At 70.0% G+C, this 15,340-nt stretch carries 14 protein-coding genes, 1 pseudogene and 1 riboswitch; of the genes and pseudogenes, 5 read left to right on the top strand and 10 right to left on the bottom strand.

Going from position 1 to position 15,340, the window contains the following annotated elements; all coding sequences use genetic code 11:
• Positions 1-179: 179 nt before the first annotated feature.
• The gene (locus G3I77_RS17110; protein ID WP_248504961.1) at positions 180-1,646 is read right to left on the bottom strand and encodes a sensor histidine kinase; all 1,467 of its coding nucleotides are present in this window, start codon (positions 1,644-1,646) and stop codon (positions 180-182) included.
• A 352-nt stretch (positions 1,647-1,998) separates the two neighbouring features.
• Positions 1,999-2,688, bottom strand: coding sequence for a TetR/AcrR family transcriptional regulator (locus G3I77_RS17105; protein WP_248504668.1), 690 nt, complete (start codon positions 2,686-2,688; stop codon positions 1,999-2,001).
• A 98-nt stretch (positions 2,689-2,786) separates the two neighbouring features.
• Here G3I77_RS17105 and G3I77_RS17100 point away from each other — a divergent pair, with 98 nt between their 5' ends.
• Positions 2,787-3,539, top strand: coding sequence for an SDR family oxidoreductase (locus G3I77_RS17100; RefSeq protein ID WP_248504666.1), 753 nt, complete (start codon positions 2,787-2,789; stop codon positions 3,537-3,539).
• 150 nt (positions 3,540-3,689) lie between these two features.
• Here the strand turns inward: G3I77_RS17100 and G3I77_RS17095 are convergent, their stop codons facing one another.
• Complete coding sequence (locus G3I77_RS17095) at positions 3,690-4,763, bottom strand: SIS domain-containing protein (RefSeq protein WP_248504664.1); 1,074 nt, start codon at positions 4,761-4,763, stop codon at positions 3,690-3,692.
• A gap of 277 nt (positions 4,764-5,040) precedes the next feature.
• Here G3I77_RS17095 and nagB point away from each other — a divergent pair, with 277 nt between their 5' ends.
• The gene (gene nagB / locus G3I77_RS17090) at positions 5,041-5,826 is read left to right on the top strand and encodes a glucosamine-6-phosphate deaminase (protein ID WP_248504662.1); all 786 of its coding nucleotides are present in this window, start codon (positions 5,041-5,043) and stop codon (positions 5,824-5,826) included.
• A gap of 96 nt (positions 5,827-5,922) precedes the next feature.
• Here nagB and G3I77_RS17085 read toward each other — a convergent pair whose 3' ends face one another.
• From G3I77_RS17085 to G3I77_RS17055, 7 genes and pseudogenes are all read right to left on the bottom strand, one after another.
• On the bottom strand, positions 5,923-6,468 hold the full coding sequence (locus G3I77_RS17085) for a hypothetical protein (protein WP_248504660.1): 546 nt from the start codon (positions 6,466-6,468) through the stop codon (positions 5,923-5,925).
• Positions 6,465-6,713: a helix-turn-helix transcriptional regulator gene (locus G3I77_RS17080; RefSeq protein WP_248504658.1), complete on the bottom strand. Its 249-nt coding sequence runs from the start codon at positions 6,711-6,713 to the stop codon at positions 6,465-6,467. The genes G3I77_RS17085 and G3I77_RS17080 overlap by 4 nt, the downstream gene beginning before the upstream one ends.
• A 30-nt stretch (positions 6,714-6,743) precedes the next feature.
• A pseudogene (locus tag G3I77_RS17075) lies at positions 6,744-6,845 on the bottom strand (DUF899 domain-containing protein); the annotation flags it as partial.
• Between the two features lie 200 nt (positions 6,846-7,045).
• A complete protein-coding gene (locus G3I77_RS17070; RefSeq protein WP_248504656.1) occupies positions 7,046-8,584 on the bottom strand; it encodes a glycoside hydrolase family 3 protein in 1,539 nt (512 codons plus the stop codon).
• Positions 8,585-8,593: 9 nt separating this feature from the next.
• Positions 8,594-9,433: a carbohydrate ABC transporter permease gene (locus tag G3I77_RS17065; protein ID WP_248504654.1), complete on the bottom strand. Its 840-nt coding sequence runs from the start codon at positions 9,431-9,433 to the stop codon at positions 8,594-8,596.
• The gene (locus G3I77_RS17060; protein ID WP_248504652.1) at positions 9,430-10,419 is read right to left on the bottom strand and encodes a carbohydrate ABC transporter permease; all 990 of its coding nucleotides are present in this window, start codon (positions 10,417-10,419) and stop codon (positions 9,430-9,432) included. Before G3I77_RS17060 ends, G3I77_RS17065 begins: the two co-directional genes overlap by 4 nt.
• Before the next feature lie 88 nt (positions 10,420-10,507).
• Positions 10,508-11,788 (bottom strand): extracellular solute-binding protein, encoded by a 1,281-nt coding sequence (locus tag G3I77_RS17055; RefSeq protein WP_248504650.1) that lies wholly within the window; start codon positions 11,786-11,788, stop codon positions 10,508-10,510.
• A 312-nt stretch (positions 11,789-12,100) separates the two neighbouring features.
• Between G3I77_RS17055 and G3I77_RS17050 the strand changes: the two genes are divergently transcribed.
• From G3I77_RS17050 to mctP, 3 genes are all read left to right on the top strand, one after another.
• Positions 12,101-12,865, top strand: coding sequence for a GntR family transcriptional regulator (locus tag G3I77_RS17050; RefSeq protein ID WP_248504648.1), 765 nt, complete (start codon positions 12,101-12,103; stop codon positions 12,863-12,865).
• A gap of 171 nt (positions 12,866-13,036) precedes the next feature.
• Complete coding sequence (locus tag G3I77_RS17045) at positions 13,037-13,303, top strand: DUF3311 domain-containing protein (protein WP_248504646.1); 267 nt, start codon at positions 13,037-13,039, stop codon at positions 13,301-13,303.
• Positions 13,300-14,928, top strand: a complete 1,629-nt coding sequence (gene mctP / locus G3I77_RS17040; RefSeq protein ID WP_248504644.1) for a monocarboxylate uptake permease MctP — start codon at positions 13,300-13,302, stop codon at positions 14,926-14,928. The genes G3I77_RS17045 and mctP overlap by 4 nt, the downstream gene beginning before the upstream one ends.
• A 183-nt stretch (positions 14,929-15,111) precedes the next feature.
• Positions 15,112-15,245, top strand: a riboswitch (cobalamin riboswitch).
• Positions 15,246-15,340 lie beyond the last annotated feature (95 nt).

Here is a 15,340-nt window from a genome sequence, read left to right as displayed (position 1 = left end):
CCCTGCTGACAGCCTGAGCTTGGCGGCGCGTACAGCGAGTACGCATCTCCCGCCCCCGAGCCGCAGCGCGCAGTTCCCCCGATGCGCTTAGTTAAGCAGCAACGAGCTTTAGCCCCGGGCCACTTGGTGGCCCGGGGCTCATTGCTTTTCCGGCACCTTCTCCGAAGCTGCGGAGCCGGCTACTTCTGCGGCGGTACCGGGATGTCCAGGATCACGCGGGTGCCGCGCTCCGGGGCCGGGACCATGTCAAAGGTGCCACCCAACTCGCCCTCCACCAAAGTCCGCACGATCTGCAGGCCGAGATTGCCGGCGGTGTGCGGATCGAACCCCTCCGGCAGGCCGATCCCGTCGTCCTGGACCGTGACCAGCAGCCGGGCTTCCTTGGTCGTACCACCGCGGACCGCCGAGACCTCGACCGTGCCGGTGTCGCCCTCACGGAAGCCGTGCTCCAGAGCGTTCTGCAGCACCTCGGTCAGCACCATCGACAGCGGCGTGGCGACCTCGGCGTCGAGAATGCCGAAGCGGCCGGTGCGCCGGCCCGCGACCTTGCCCGGGGAGATCTCCGCGACCATGGCCAGTACGCGGTCGGCGATGTCGTCGAACTCCACACGCTCGTCCAGGTTCTGGGAGAGCGTCTCGTGCACGATCGCAATCGATCCGACTCGCCGCACTGCCTCTTCTAGGGCCTCGCGCCCGCGGTCGGACTCGATGCGCCGGGCCTGGAGGCGGAGCAGCGCCGCCACCGTCTGGAGGTTGTTCTTGACGCGGTGGTGGATCTCCCGGATCGTCGCGTCCTTGGTGATCAACTCGCGCTCTCGCCGACGCAGTTCGGTGACGTCGCGGAGCAGGACGAGGGAACCGATGCGGGTGCCTTTCGGCTTGAGCGGGATCGCGCGGAACTGGATGACGCCGTCGGTGGCCTCGATCTCGAACTCGCGCGGCGCCCAGCCGCTGGCGACCTTGGCGAGTGCCTCGTCCACCGGGCCCCGGGTCGGGGCGAGGTCGGCGGTGGTCCTGCCCAGGTGCTGGCCGACGAGGTCGGAGGCGAGGCCTAGCCGGTGGTAGGCGGACAGGGCGTTCGGGGAGGCGTACTGGACGATGGCGTCGGCGTCGAGCCGGATCAGGCCGTCGCCCACACGGGGCGAGGCGTCCATGTCGAGCTGCTGGTTCGCGAACGGGAAGGACCCGGCCGCGATCATCTGCGCCAGGTCGGAGGCACTCTGCAGATAGGTGAGCTCCAGGCGGCTCGGGGTACGCACGGTGAGGAGGTTGGTGTTGCGCGCGATGACGCCGAGGACGCGCCCCTCCCGCCGTACGGGGATCGACTCGACCCGGACGGGGACTTCCTCGCGCCACTCGGGGTCGCCCTCGCGCACGATACGGCCCTCATCGAGGGCGGCGTCCAGCATCGGGCGGCGGCCGCGCGGGACGAGATGGCCGACCATGTCGTCCTGGTACGAGGTCGGGCCGGTGTTCGGCCGCATCTGGGCGACCGAGACGTACCGGGTGCCGTCGCTGGTGGGGACCCACAGGACCAGGTCGGCGAAGGAGAGGTCGGAGAGCAGCTGCCACTCCGAGACCAGCAGGTGCAGCCACTCGAGATCGGTGTCGTCGAGGGCGGTGTGCTGGCGTACGAGTTCGTTCATGGAGGGCACGTGTGCGAGCGTACCCGGGGGTTCGTACGGCCCTGAAACACCCGCGGGCCGCGGCGCCTGAGAGGGACCCTCAACCCTCTCGGCACCGCAGCCCGGAGCAGCATCGGCCGTGGGGTGTGCGGTCCCGGTCGGCCGAAGGATGAGGAGCCGGGGCAGTCAGGGCAGAGAGCCTCGGTTCCTCGGTCCGTCTTCCTGTGCGGGGAAGACGGAGGCTGGTGCGCGTTGCACACGCGCTCTCGTCACGCATTGTGGACTAGACCACTTGCGGGTGTCCATGCGTGGGAGGCTGTTCGTTGTTGTCATTTCCGCGACGTGTCGGACGCACCGGCGTCCAGCAGGCAGCCTAACCCGTGTGGGTTCCTGTGCGGGGCCAGATGGACAGGGCAATTTCCGCGACCGCCTCCAGTTCCTCCCGGCTCGCCCCGTCGCGCGCCTGTTGTGACATGCCCTGGATCATCGCTCCGGTATGACGGGCCAGGGCGACGGCGTCGATGGCCGGCGGCAGCACGCCGGCGGCGACATCGGCCCTGATACGGCTCTCGAACGCGGCGATGTTGGCGTTGCGGCGGTCCCGCAGCGACTGCTCCACCTCGGGGTTCGAGCAGTTCGCGGCAGCGTGGACGACGAGGCAGCCGTGCGGGTGGCCGGGTTCGGTGTACGCGGTGGCTGCCTCGCGCAGGATGCGCTCGACGGCGGCCCGTGCGGTGGGTTCCTCGGCGAGGGCACGGTCGGTGAAGGATCCGTATCCCGTGCCGTACACGCGGACGACCTCCTCGAAGAGGGACCGCTTGTCGCCGAAGGCCGCGTAGAGGCTGGGAGCGCCGATGTCCATGACGCGGGTGAGGTCGGAGACGGAGGTGGCCTCGTAACCGTGCTCCCAGAAGGCCAGGAGGGCCTTTTCCAGCGCGGTCTCGCGATCGAAGGAGCGGGGGCGCCCGCGGGGCCGGGTCCTGGCCTTGCCATCCCCGGCGGCTCTCGCGCTCGCGGGGTCGGGTCCCTTCGAGGCCTTCACGGTTCCGTCGTCGTTCACCATGGGATGCATTTTATAGCGGGCACTAGAGAAATGTCGGCGGTCTGCTGTACGGTCATTTCTGTAGCGACCGCTAGGGAAATGAGAAGGGGGGCGCCGCCATGGGCGTGCTCACGGGCAGGACGGCACTCGTCACGGGGGCGAGCAGGGGCATCGGGCGAGGAATCGCCGAGCGGCTGGGGCGCGACGGCGCGCGGGTCGCGGTGCACTACGGCAGGAACGAGGCTGCGGCGAAGGAGACGGTCGCGGCGATCGAGAGGGCAGGGGGCTCGGCGTTCGCGGTGGGCGTGGAGCTGGGGGTCCCGGGGGACGCCGAGGCTCTGTGGGAGGAGTTCGACCGGCACGCGGACGGGCTGGACATCCTGGTGAACAACGCGGGGGTCGCCAACGCGCGGCCAATCGGGCAGCTGGAGGAGCGGGAGTACGACGAGGTCTTCGCGGTGAACGTGAAGGCGCCGTTCTTCATCCTCAAGCACGGCATGACGCGCCTGCGGGACGGCGGCCGGGTCGTCAACGTCTCCTCGGGTCTGGCCCGTACGGCGGTGATGCCGGACTACGTGGCGTACGCGATGACGAAGGGCGCGCTGGACGTCCTCTCACGGGACCTGTCCAAGGTGCTGGGAAGCCGGGGCATCACGGTGAACTCGGTGGCGCCGGGGATCATCGACACGGACAACACGGCAGCGCTGCTGCACGGCAGCCCCGACGGACGGGCGAAGGCCGCGGCGATATCGGCACTGGGCGGGGTGGGCGAGCCGGCCGAGGTCGCCGACGTGGTGGCGTTCTTGGTGTCGGACGGCGGGCGCTGGGTGACGGGCAGCTGGGTGGATGTGACGGGGGGTTCGCTTACGTAGGCGCGGCGGCCGGGCTGCGCGGTGGGCCTCGGTGGCCGAAGTAGCCAGGCCGCTCCCGCCGCGATGTCGTTCGAGAACTGCCCTCTCTTCCGAGGACTCCCCTTCCTCCGAAGACTCCCGAGGCTCCCCTCCCCCGGGAACTCCCCCTCCTCAGCGAGTCTCCGTCACCTTCGCCAGTGCGCGGGGCGCATCCGGGTCCTGGCCCCGGGCGATGGTGACCTCGTAGGCCAGGAGCTGGAGGGGGATGATCTCCAGCACGGGTTGGACCTCCTCGGCCACGTCGCCCGTGGGCAGGACGAAGCCGGCCGATGCCTGCTCGACCTGGTGCCGGGGGCCGATGACGACGAGGTCGGCGCCGCGGCCGCGCAGCCGGTCCAGGACGGGCTGGAGCGCTTCGCCTCCCTTCCCGTCGGTGACCACGGCGATGACCGGGGAGACGTTGTCGACCATGGCGAGCGGTCCGTGCAGCAGGTCCGCGCCGGAGTAGGAGAGGGCGGGGATGTAGCTGGTCTCCATCAGCTTGAGGGCGGCCTCCTTGGCGGTGGGATAGCCGTAGCCGCGAGAGGTGATCACCATGCGCTCGGCGAAGCGGTAGCGGGCGGCGAGGGTGCGCACCTCGTCCTGCCGGGCGAGCAGTTGCCCGGCGAGGTCCGGCAACACCTGCGCGGGCGCGCCGTCGCCTCCGCGCAGGCCCTCGACGAAGAGGTAGAGCGCGAGAAGGGAGGCGGTGTAGGTCTTGGTCGCCGGGAGGGCCTTCTCCGGTCCGGCCATGATGTCGATGTGGTACTCGGAGACGCCGGCGAGCGGTGAGTCCGGGTTGTTGGTGACGGCCAGCGTGATCGCGCCGGCCTCGCGGGCGGCTCGGGTCGAGGCGACCAGGTCCGGGGAGCCACCGGACTGGCTGACGGTGACGACGAGGACGTCGGTGAGGTCGGGCCGGGCGCCGTAGGCCGTGGTGGTGGACATCGAGGTGAGTCCGCAGGGCAGGCCGAGCCGGATCTCCAGGAGGTACTTGGCGTACAGGGCGGCGTTGTCGGAGGTGCCGCGGGCGGCCAGCAGGACGAAGCGGGGCGCGCGGGCGGCGATCTGCCGGGCCACGTCCTGGATGGCGGGAGCGCCCTCGGCAAGGATCCTGCGCAGGACGGCGGGCTGCTCCGCCATCTCACGGGCCATGGTCCGGCCCGGGAGCTCGCCGAGGGCGTCCGGTGTGGCGGCGGCTGTCATGGCGGGTTCCTTCCGGGGGCGGGACGCTGCAGACCCCATTCCACTCCCCCGGGCCGGACAGCGCCCGCCCGGGGGCCTCGATTCCCCCGCCACACGCCGTGCGGAGCGGCGCTGTTCACCCGCTGGTGACCTGGCCGGCAGGTCGGCGCTGCCCGCGTGGGAGCGGCGGAGTTCACCCTGGGAGGGACAGGACCGCTCTGTTAGATTGGTCTAAACCACACGACCCCTCCCGGGTCCAGTCCCAGTTGAGCACTCCTCTCAGATCGGCAGGCCCAGCGTGGAAGTTGTCATCGTTCCGGACGCCAAGGCAGGCGGCGAGCTCATCGCCGAGGCCATGGCTCAGCTGCTCCGGCGCAAGCCCGGCGCACTGCTCGGCGTGGCCACCGGCTCGACGCCGCTGCCCGTGTACGAGGCGCTGGCGGCGAAGGTGCGCTCCGGTGCCGTGGACGTCGGGCGGGCCCGGATCGCGCAGCTCGACGAATACGTGGGGCTGCCCGCCGACCATCCGGAGTCGTACCGCTCGGTGCTGCGGCGTGAGGTGCTGGAGCCGCTCGGGATCGGGATGGACCAGTTCACGGGTCCGGACGGCACGGCGGAGGACGTGCAGGGGGCGTGCGAGGCGTACGACAAGGCGCTGTCGGAAGCCGGGGGTGTGGACCTTCAGCTGCTCGGGATCGGGACCGACGGGCACATAGGGTTCAACGAGCCGTGCTCGTCGCTGGCCTCGCGGACGCGGATCAAGACCCTGACCGAGCAGACCCGCATCGACAACGCGCGCTTCTTCGACGGTGACATCGAGCAGGTGCCGCACCACGTGATCACGCAGGGCATCGGCACCATCCTGGAGGCCCGGCATCTGGTGCTGCTCGCCACCGGCGAGGGCAAGGCGGACGCGGTCGCGGCGACGGTGGAGGGGCCGATCGCCGCGGTGTGCCCCGCGTCCGCGCTCCAGCTCCACCCGCACGCGACCGTCGTCGTCGACGAGGCCGCCGCGTCGAAGCTGAAACTGGCGGACTACTTCCGGCACACCTACGTCAACAAGCCGGAGTGGCAGGGGATCTAGGACCTCCCAGCGGCACCGGGCCCCACCACCGACACCGGACCCCACCGGCGCTTCCCCGCCACCTGATCCGAACGAGAGCCCTGACGGCCGAGAGCCCTAGCGGCCGAGAGCCCCCGGCTCCAGTACGTCGTCGTCGACCGGTTCGTCCTGGGCGCGCCAGCCGGCCACCCACAGGGGCATCAACCAGTGGACGACGAGGACGGCGATGAGCAGGGGAGCTGCATAGGCCTTCGGGGCGTCGCCGGCGACCCCGCCCGTGATCAGCAGGGTGACCACCACCGCTGCCAGGAGCAGGGTCGTCACGCGGTGGGCCCGGGCCAGGACGCGGCTGCGTTCTGCCGACTGGCGCTCGTCCAGCGCGCGTTCGCGCAGTTCCAGCAGGCCGCGGGTGGCGCCGTTGATCACGCCGGTCGCGACCATCCAGGGAAGCAGCAGCACCGCCATCACGGCTACGGCCCACAGCGGCTCACCCTCGGCGAGGAGGCAATGGGTCATCAGGCCGCCGATGGCCGCGGTGAGGGTGACATGGGCGGCGACGGCCAGGCGGCGGCGCGCTGCCGTGGCGTACCAGGCCGCTGCGCGGCGGTCGTTCATCAGCCGCAGCATGCTCCGGTCGTAGCGGGTCAGGCTTGTCGTCGTCATTGCTGGTTCCTCCCGTAGACCTCGTCCGTGAGCGGGCGGAACGGTTCGAGGGAGAACAGGGCCTCGACCGGCAGGCCGAAGAACTTCGAGATCTTCAGCGCCAGGTCGAGGCTCGGGTTGTACTGCCCCCGCTCGATGTAGCCGATGGTTTGGTAGTGGGCTCCCACTGCCTCGGCCAGGCTCTGGCGCGACACCTTGTGTTCGGCACGCACCACGGCCAACCTGTTGTGCACCTGCTCGCTCATGTATAAGAAGAACTACATTCGGATGTAGCCTTACAACCATGATCCCGGTCCACCGGGGGGGGCGCCGGGGCGGGTCCACTGCGGTACGGGGCGACTGGTCGGGCCCCAGGTGGCGTCCCCGTCGGCGGAACTCGGCAGCCGGCGGCGGGCCGCGCCGGTGGCGTCGCCCTCGCGGCGGGTCGGTCCAGGAGCGGGACCGGTCCGTCGGGTCCGACGACCTCGACCGTGCCGTCGGCAAAGAGACTCGTGAACCGGCCTGAACGCATCGCCACGGGGCGCCCTCGGCCGGGCCTGCACGGCCACGCCGGACCGGCCGGTTCACGGACGTGCTCTCACAGCCCCGTGACCCCGGCGATCACCTCGGCCGCCGCCCGGCCGCAGACGCGGGCCGCGCCGTGGGTTGCGATGTGCAGGGCGCCTCGCGGGGCGGCCTGGGGGACGCCCATCTCGACGACGACGGTGTCGGGGCGGGCCGCGAGCAGGGTGTCGAGGGCCGAGGCCATCCAGGGGTGGCGGTGTTCGTCGCGGACGACGGCGACGATGCGGCGGGTGCCGGCCGCCTGGAGCGCCGCCCTTCCGGCGCTCTCACCGGCCTCGCCCTCCGGGCCGTCCCCGGCGGCGAAGCTGCCCGTCACCGTGCCCGGCAGGAGGTGGATGAGCTCCGCGGCGACGCCCCACGGCGTCTCGTCGCCCACGGCGATGTTGGCGACGGGGGTGAGGGCGGCGACGTAGGGGGGTTCGGTGAGGGGCTGGAAGGTGCCCGGGCTGCCGAGGCCCGGCGCGGCGGTCACGGTGAGGGCGCGGCGGGCGGCGTGCAGGCCGATCTCGGTGCCGTGGGCGCTCTCGGCCGGGCGGCCCGCGGTTCCCGCCCAGCGGGCCAGTGCCCGCACCCGGTCGGCGGCCTCGGCGAGGCGTTCCTCCGGGAGTTCGCCCCCGCGCACGGCCGCGACCAGGGCGTCCCGCAGGCGCAGTACGGTCGCGTCGTCGGCGAGGCCGCCGCCGACGCAGATCGCGTCGGCGCCCGCGGCGATGGCGAGGACGCTGCCGCGTTCGATGCCGTAGGTGCCCGCGATGGCCCGCATCTCCATGCCGTCGGTGACGATGAGGCCGTCGTAGCCGAGCTCGCCGCGCAGCAAGCCGGTGAGGATGCGGCGGGAGAGGGTGGCGGGGCGGTCGGGGTCCAGGGCCGGGACCAGGATGTGGGCGCTCATGACGGCCCGGGTGCCGGCGGCGATGGCGGCGCGGAACGGGGTCAGCTCGCGCTCGGCCAGCACCTCGGCGGAGACGCCGATGCGCGGCAGGGCGTGATGGGAGTCGACGGCCGTGTCGCCGTGACCCGGGAAGTGCTTGGTGCAGGCGGCGACTCCGGCGGACTGCAGGCCCGTCACATAGGCGGCGGTGTGGCGGGCGGCCAGCTCGGTGTCGGCGCCGAAGGAGCGGACACCGATGACCGGGTTGCGGGGGTCGGAGTTGACGTCGGCGGACGGGGCCCAGTTGAGGTTGACGCCGCAGGAGGCGAGGCGGCGGCCCAGTTCGTGGGCGACCTGGTGGGTCAGCTCCACGTCGTCGACCGCGCCGAGCGCGTGGTTCCCCGGGAAGGAGGAGCCGCTGCGCACCTCCAGGCGGGTCACGTCACCGCCCTCCTCGTCGATCGCGACCAGGACGTCGTCGCGCTCGGCCCGCAGCTGGGCGGTCAGGGCGGCCAGTTGGCTCGGGGAGGCGATGTTGCGGCCGAACAGTCCGACGGAGGCGAGCCCCTCACCGACCCGGCGCAGCAGCCAGTCGGGGGCGGTGGTGCCGGTGAAGCCGGGCTGGAGGACCGTCAGGGCGTCGCGGGTGAGCGTGTCGGTGCCGCTGGCGAGTGTCGTCATCGGGTGAGGTCATCCCTTCACTGCGCCCGCGGTCAGGCCCGCGGCCATCTTGCGCTGGACGAGGAGGAAGAGGGCGACGATCGGCAAGGCCATCATCGTGGCTCCGGCCATCATCGGGGCGTATTCGGTGCCGTGCTTGGTGGTGAAGTTGCCGAGCCAGACGGTCGCGGTCTGGTTCTTCTGGCTGAGCAGCATCAGGGCGTAGAGGTACTCGTTCCAGGCCTGGATGAAGCCGTAGACCGAGGTGGCGACCATGCCGGGGGCCAGGAGCGGGAAGACGACCCGGAGGAAGGCGCCCGTGCGGGAGCAGCCGTCGACCATGGCCGCCTCCTCCAGTTCCTTCGGGATGTTGACGATGAAGCCTCTCAGCGTCCACACCGTGAACGGCAGGACGAAGGTCAGGTACGTGATGATGAGGCCGGTCAGCCGGTCGTACTGGCCCAGGTCGTTGAGCAGCAGGAACACCGGGATGATCATGGCGACCAGCGGGACCATCTGGACCGCGAGGATGCCCACGATCACGATCTTGCGGCCGCGGAAGGCGAAGCGGGAGATGGCGAGCGCGGCCAGCAGCCCGACGACCATGCCGATGACGACGACGGCCAGCGACACGACCAGGCTGCGGCCGACCGGGCCCCAGAAGTCGGCGATGTCCAGCGCCCGGCCGAAGTTGTCGAAGGTGAGGCCGGTCGGCAGCAGGCTCGGGTCCGGGTCGATGGCGTCCTCGGCGGGCTTGAACGCCGTGTTGAGCATCCAGTAGAGCGGGAAGCCCGCGATGACGAAGACGAGGAGGCCGAGGAGGTTCCACCAGAGTTTCGGCGCCCGCCGGGGGGCCACAGTGCTGCTCATTCGACCTCTCCGATCTTCAGCATCTGCCGCATGTAGACGGCGACCACGCCGAGCAGCAGCAGGACGGTGATCAGCGCGATGGCCGATCCCTGGGCGTAGTCGTTGACCACGAACGCCCGGTCGTAGGAGTAGGTGTTGAGGACCTGGAACTCCGGCTCGGGGTGGCCGTTGCGCATGACGAACACCTGAGGAAAGACGCCCATGTCCCAGATGACCGACAGGGTCGTGAGCATCACGATGATCGGCTTGAGGACGGGCAGGGTGACATAGCGGAAGACTCCCCAGGAGCCGGCGCCGTCCAGGCGGGCGGCCTCCTCCAGTTCCTTGGGGACCTGGGTGAGGCCGGCGCTGAGGGTGATGACCACGAAGGGCACGGCTCCCCAGATCACCAGCAGCATGATCACGGCCAGGCCCTCGGGGCCGCTGGCGAACCAGTTGTGGCCGATCATCTCGACGCCGGGCAGCTTGCTGAGCAGCGCGTTGAAGACGCCGTAGTCGGAGTCGAAGAGCCACTTGAAGACCGTGGTCGCCACGATCACCGGCATGCCCCAGCTGGCCACCAGCACGATGTTGATGAGCATCTTCAGCCAGCCGGAGACCCGCTGGAGCAGCAGGGCGAGGGCCATGCCGATCACCATCGTGAAGACGACGGCGCCGGCCGCGAAGACGACGGTGCGCAGGACGACGGCCCAGAACTCCTGGTCGCCCAGCACCTTGGCGAAGTTGTCGAAGCCGACGGACTCGGCCGGCTGGAAGCCCCACAGCTGGGACTGTCCGAACTTCTGGAAGGACAGGGTGACCAGCCGGGCCAGCGGATAGCCCATGACCAGGGCGAGGATCAGCAGGCAGGGCGCGAGCAGCAGCCAGGGGGCGCCGGCCCCGCCCGACGTGCGCCGCCCGCGGGGCCGCCGGTCCCTCGGGGGCGGCGGCGGTGCCTGCCGCGGTGGCGGCACCTTGGCAGGGGTGGTGGTGTCTGCGGCACTCATCGCGCGCTCCTTGGCGGTCCCTCAGGTCGTACGAGAATCAGGGCCCCGCCCCCGCGACCCGCGGGGGCGACGGGGCCCTGCACTCAGGTCACTTGGTGTTGATGACCTTGTCGATCGCGGCGTCCGCCTCCTTGGCGGCGGCCTCGACGGACTTCTTGCCGGTGCCGATGTTCTGCAGCATGGTCTGAAGGATCTGGGCCTTCTCGACCTGGCCCCAGCCGGGAGCCATGGGGACGAACCAGCTGGACTCGGCCGCGGTGGCGGGGACCGCCGTCTTCGGGTCGTTCTTCAGCGTCGCGAGGTCGGTCTTGTTGTTGGGCAGGTTGCCCTTGGCCATCAGGCCCTTCTGCCCGGAGGAGCCGGTGAACGCGTTGATCCACTCGGCGGCCAGGGCCTGGGCGTCGGACTTCACCGGCACGGCGAGGTCGGAGCCGCCCAGGAAGACGGGCATGTTCTTGCCGGAGGGGCCGGGCATCACGAAGTTCTCGAGGTTGCCCTTGAGCTTGCCGCTCTTGTCGTTCTTCGGGTCCTCGGAGGTGGCGCCCTCCCAGGCGGCGGCGAAGATCATGGCGGACTTGCCCTGGCCGTAGACGATGTAGCGGTCGGACTCGTCCTTGGTCTTGTCGCCGTGCATGTAGCTGTCGACGACGTTCTTGAACTCGGTGAGGCCCTTGAGGGACTCGGGCGAGGAGAGGGATGCCTTCCACTGGCCGCCGGACTCGGTGGCGATGGCGCCGCCGGCGTCGTAGACGAAGGACATGGCCGCGTACCAGTCGCGGGTGGGCTGGTACCAGGCGCTGAACTTGTCGCCCTGCTTCTTCTGGATCTCGTCCAGGGCGGCGGTCAGCTCCTTGTACGTCTTGGGTGCCGACTTCACCCCGACGGAAGCCGCCACGTTCTTGCGCCAGTTGGCGACGCGGCCACCGGCGTAGTACGGGACGCCGTAGGTCTTGCCCTCGTAGGTGACCGAGGCCTTGAGACCGTCCAGCCAGGCCTCCGCGTTGTCGAACCCGGCCTGGTCGAGGGGGGCGAAGGCGCCCTTGACCATGTAGCCGAGCATCTCGGTGTTGCCCATCTCGACCACGTCGGGGGCCTTGTCCGTGGCGAGGACGGCGTCGAGCTTGGCGTTCTTGTCGGGCCAGCCGTAGTACTCGTGGTTGATCTTGAGGCCGGGGTGCTTCTTCTTCACCGCGGCGTCGGCGGCCTTGACCAGCTCCGGCCAGTTGTTCTGTGCGTCGACGGTGAGCCAGACGGTCAGCTCCTTGGCGTCCGCGCCCTTGTCGGAACCCCCGCCACCCTCGCCGCCGCACGCCGCGATGGAGACCATCATGCCCGCGATACCGATCGCGGCTGTCAGCTTGCGCTTCACGCCACCCTCCTCAGGGATCCCACAACCCCCCTGGCTCCCCGCAGTGCACGTGGGGCCGGGCCTGGACCAATGGTGTAGACCAGTACGGGGAGCTTGGACCAGACCAGAAGGCCTGTCAAGGGCCGCGAGAGGGCCCTGACCAGCCGTTATGCGACCTACATATGCAGGAACCTTTAAGTAAGAAGCCAGCGAAAACCCGGGCGGGCACGGCATACTGCGGGTAGACCACAGGGAATGGTGGACTAGACCAAAAGAGGCGCCGACGGTATACAAGTGGGATCGTGTCGGCAGACCGAGCCGGGAAGGCGGAGCATGAGCACCGACGTCAGCAGTGCGGAGAACGAGAACGGGGTACCCGTCCGTACCGCACGCGTGCCCAAGTACTACCGCCTGAAGAAGCACCTGCTCGACATGACGGAGACCCAGGCGCCCGGCACGCCGGTCCCGCCCGAGCGCACCCTGGCGGCGGAGTTCGACACCTCGCGCACGACGGTGCGCCAGGCTCTGCAGGAGCTGGTCGTCGAGGGCCGGCTGGAGCGCATCCAGGGCAAGGGCACCTTCGTCGCCAAGCCGAAGGTCTCGCAGGCGCTGCAACTGACCTCGTACACCGAGGACATGCGCGCCCAGGGCCTCGAACCCACCTCGCAGCTGCTGGACATCGGCTACATCACCGCGGACGACCGCCTGGCCGGGCTGCTCGACATCACGCCCGGCGGACGCGTGCTGCGCATCGAGCGGCTGCGCATGGCCAACGGTGAGCCGATGGCCATCGAGACCACCCACCTGAGCGCGAAGCGCTTCCCGGCGCTGCGACGCTCGCTGGTGAAGTACACGTCCCTCTACACGGCGCTGGCCGAGGTCTACGACGTCCATCTCGCGGAGGCCGAGGAGACCATCGAGACGTCACTGGCCACCCCGCGCGAGGCCGGCCTGCTCGGCACGGACGTCGGCCTGCCGATGCTGATGCTCTCCCGGCACTCGCTGGACCGGGAAGGCCGGCCGGTGGAGTGGGTGCGGTCGGTCTACCGCGGGGACCGGTACAAGTTCGTGGCCCGGCTCAAGCGGCCTGTCGACTAGGACCTGTCGACCGGGGCCTGCGGAGAGGGCTTTGCCGCTGCTGAGGGCTGTCGCCGAGGCCTGGTTTCGGTTGGGTACCGCATTGCGGACGAGGGGTTCCGCTGTCGCCGCGCCCTGACCTAGATTGCCTGCGCATTGCACAGGTGATCACTGAGGGGACGGAGCCGCCTGATGTCGCAAGCCCCAGAAGCCAGCGGAGGGCCGGTGGTGACGCCCCTGCGCGTCGTCATCGCCGTCTGCCTCATAGCGCCGTTCGTGGCCATGCTGTGGGTCGGCTCGTACGCCAAGACCGACCCGGCCTTCATCGGGATCCCGTTCTTCTACTGGTACCAGATGGCGTGGGTGCTCATCTCCACCGCCCTGACGATGATCGCCTACAAGCTGTGGCAGCGTGACCAGCGCGCCCGCTCGGCCGCGAAGGGCGGTGCGTCGCAGTGAAGGACGGCGTGAACGGCGTCGCACTCGCCGTCTTCATCTTCTTCTTCCTGGCCGTCACGGTCATGGGCTTCCTCGCCGCGCGCTGGCGCAAGGCCGAGAACGAGCACAGCCTCGACGAATGGGGCCTGGGCGGCCGCTCGTTCGGCACCTGGGTCACCTGGTTCCTGCTCGGCGGCGACCTGTACACGGCGTACACCTTCGTCGCCGTGCCGGCGGCGATCTACGCGGCGGGCGCCGCCGGCTTCTTCGCGGTGCCGTACACGATCCTGGTGTACCCGCTGATCTTCACGTTCCTCCCCCGCCTGTGGTCGGTGTCCCACAAGCACGGCTACGTCACCACCTCCGACTTCGTGCGCGGCCGCTACGGCTCGAAGGGCCTGTCCCTGGCGGTGGCGCTGACCGGCATCCTGGCCACGATGCCGTACATCGCGCTCCAACTGGTCGGCATCCAGGCCGTGCTGGACGTGATGGGCGTCGGCGGCGGCGAGAACACCAACTGGTTCGTCAAGGACCTGCCGCTGCTGATCGCGTTCGGCGTGCTGGCGGCGTACACGTACTCGTCGGGTCTGCGGGCCCCCGCGCTCATCGCGTTCGTGAAGGACACGCTGATCTACATCGTCATCGCGGTGGCGATCATCTACATCCCGATCAAGCTGGGCGGCTTCGACGACATCTTCGCCAAGGCGAGCGAGGCGTACAGCCAGACCAACCCGGCGACGGGCGCGCCGCGCGGTGCGCTGGTACCGGCCGAGGCCGGCCAGTGGACGTACGCCACGCTGGCGCTGGGCTCCGCCCTGGCCCTCTTCATGTACCCGCACTCGATCACGGCGACGCTGTCCTCGAAGAGCCGTGAGGTGATCCGCCGCAACACCACGATCCTGCCGCTGTACTCGCTGATGCTGGGCCTGCTGGCGCTGCTCGGGTTCATGGCGATCGCGGCGGGCATCAAGGTGCAGAACGGGCAGCTGGCGATCCCGCAGCTGTTCGAGACGATGTTCCCGGACTGGTTCGCGGGCGTGGCGTTCGCGGCGATCGGCATCGGCGCGCTGGTGCCCGCGGCCATCATGTCCATCGCGGCCGCGAACCTCTTCACCCGTAACATCTACAAGGACTTCATCAAGCCGGACGCCACACCGGCGCAGGAGACCAAGGTCTCCAAGCTGGTCTCCCTGCTGGTGAAGGTGGGCGCGCTGGCTTTCGTCCTCACCATGGACAAGACGGTCGCCATCAACTTCCAGCTCCTGGGCGGCATCTGGATCCTGCAGACCTTCCCGGCCCTGGTCGGCGGCCTGTTCACCCGCTGGTTCCACCGCTGGGCCCTGCTCGCCGGCTGGGCGGTCGGCATGATCTACGGCACGGTCGCCGCATACGGCGTGGCCTCCCCGACCCAGAAGCACTTCGGCGGTTCCGCGAAGGAGATCCCGGGCATCGGGGAGATCGGCTACATCGGCCTCACGGCGTTCGTCCTGAACGTCGTGGTGACGGTCGTCCTGACCTTCGTCCTGAGGGCCCTGAAGGCCCCCGACGGCATCGACGAGACCAAGCCGGAGGACTACATGGCGGACGCGGGCGACCCGGGGGTCCGGGTGGAGCTTCCCCCGGCCACCGCGGGCTCCGCTCACTGAACCGGCTCAGGGGCGCGGGGAACCGCGCGACAAGCCACGAACGACCCGCAGCGGGCCGCCGTGATCACCCTTCACGGCGGCCCGCCGTCGTTCACACCGGCGGACCTCACTCTCCTCGCCTGCCAGTTGACGCTCTGAAACCAGCGCGACACAACATCTGGGGGTGTCTTCGGAACCCGGCACAAGATGTATGCTCATGCTCGCTGCCGCCGCAGGGGAATCCGGTGCGAATCCGGAACTGTCCCGCAACGGTGTACTTGTGCATGTTTCGTGCACGAGAGTCAGTCCGAGGACCTGCCGACAGCGCACCCGGCCACCCGGCCGGTGTGCCCTGACGTCCGGGCCTCGTGGAATGGGCCGGTGGACGCGACGCCGCGTGCGCTCGTGTGCTGCCCCCTGCCCTCGACGAGGC

It is taken from the genome of Streptomyces sp. D2-8 (assembly GCF_023184515.1).
In the GTDB taxonomy this organism is placed as follows: domain Bacteria; phylum Actinomycetota; class Actinomycetes; order Streptomycetales; family Streptomycetaceae; genus Streptomyces.
Note: the sequence above shows the minus strand (reverse complement) of the source record. Positions and strands in the feature narration are given on the sequence as shown.

What these genes read in the sequence shown, in the direction of transcription:
- G3I77_RS17110 (WP_248504961.1), bottom strand. Translation starts at nt 1,646, where the DNA reads ATGAACGAACTCGTACGCCAGCACACCGCCCTCGACGACACCGATCTC.
- G3I77_RS17105 (WP_248504668.1), bottom strand. Translation starts at nt 2,688, where the DNA reads ATGGTGAACGACGACGGAACCGTGAAGGCCTCGAAGGGACCCGACCCC.
- G3I77_RS17100 (WP_248504666.1), top strand. Translation starts at nt 2,787, where the DNA reads ATGGGCGTGCTCACGGGCAGGACGGCACTCGTCACGGGGGCGAGCAGG.
- G3I77_RS17095 (WP_248504664.1), bottom strand. Translation starts at nt 4,763, where the DNA reads ATGACAGCCGCCGCCACACCGGACGCCCTCGGCGAGCTCCCGGGCCGG.
- G3I77_RS17085 (WP_248504660.1), bottom strand. Translation starts at nt 6,468, where the DNA reads ATGACGACGACAAGCCTGACCCGCTACGACCGGAGCATGCTGCGGCTG.
- G3I77_RS17080 (WP_248504658.1), bottom strand. Translation starts at nt 6,713, where the DNA reads ATGAGCGAGCAGGTGCACAACAGGTTGGCCGTGGTGCGTGCCGAACAC.
- G3I77_RS17070 (WP_248504656.1), bottom strand. Translation starts at nt 8,584, where the DNA reads ATGACGACACTCGCCAGCGGCACCGACACGCTCACCCGCGACGCCCTG.
- G3I77_RS17065 (WP_248504654.1), bottom strand. Translation starts at nt 9,433, where the DNA reads ATGAGCAGCACTGTGGCCCCCCGGCGGGCGCCGAAACTCTGGTGGAAC.
- G3I77_RS17060 (WP_248504652.1), bottom strand. Translation starts at nt 10,419, where the DNA reads ATGAGTGCCGCAGACACCACCACCCCTGCCAAGGTGCCGCCACCGCGG.
- G3I77_RS17050 (WP_248504648.1), top strand. Translation starts at nt 12,101, where the DNA reads ATGAGCACCGACGTCAGCAGTGCGGAGAACGAGAACGGGGTACCCGTC.
- G3I77_RS17045 (WP_248504646.1), top strand. Translation starts at nt 13,037, where the DNA reads ATGTCGCAAGCCCCAGAAGCCAGCGGAGGGCCGGTGGTGACGCCCCTG.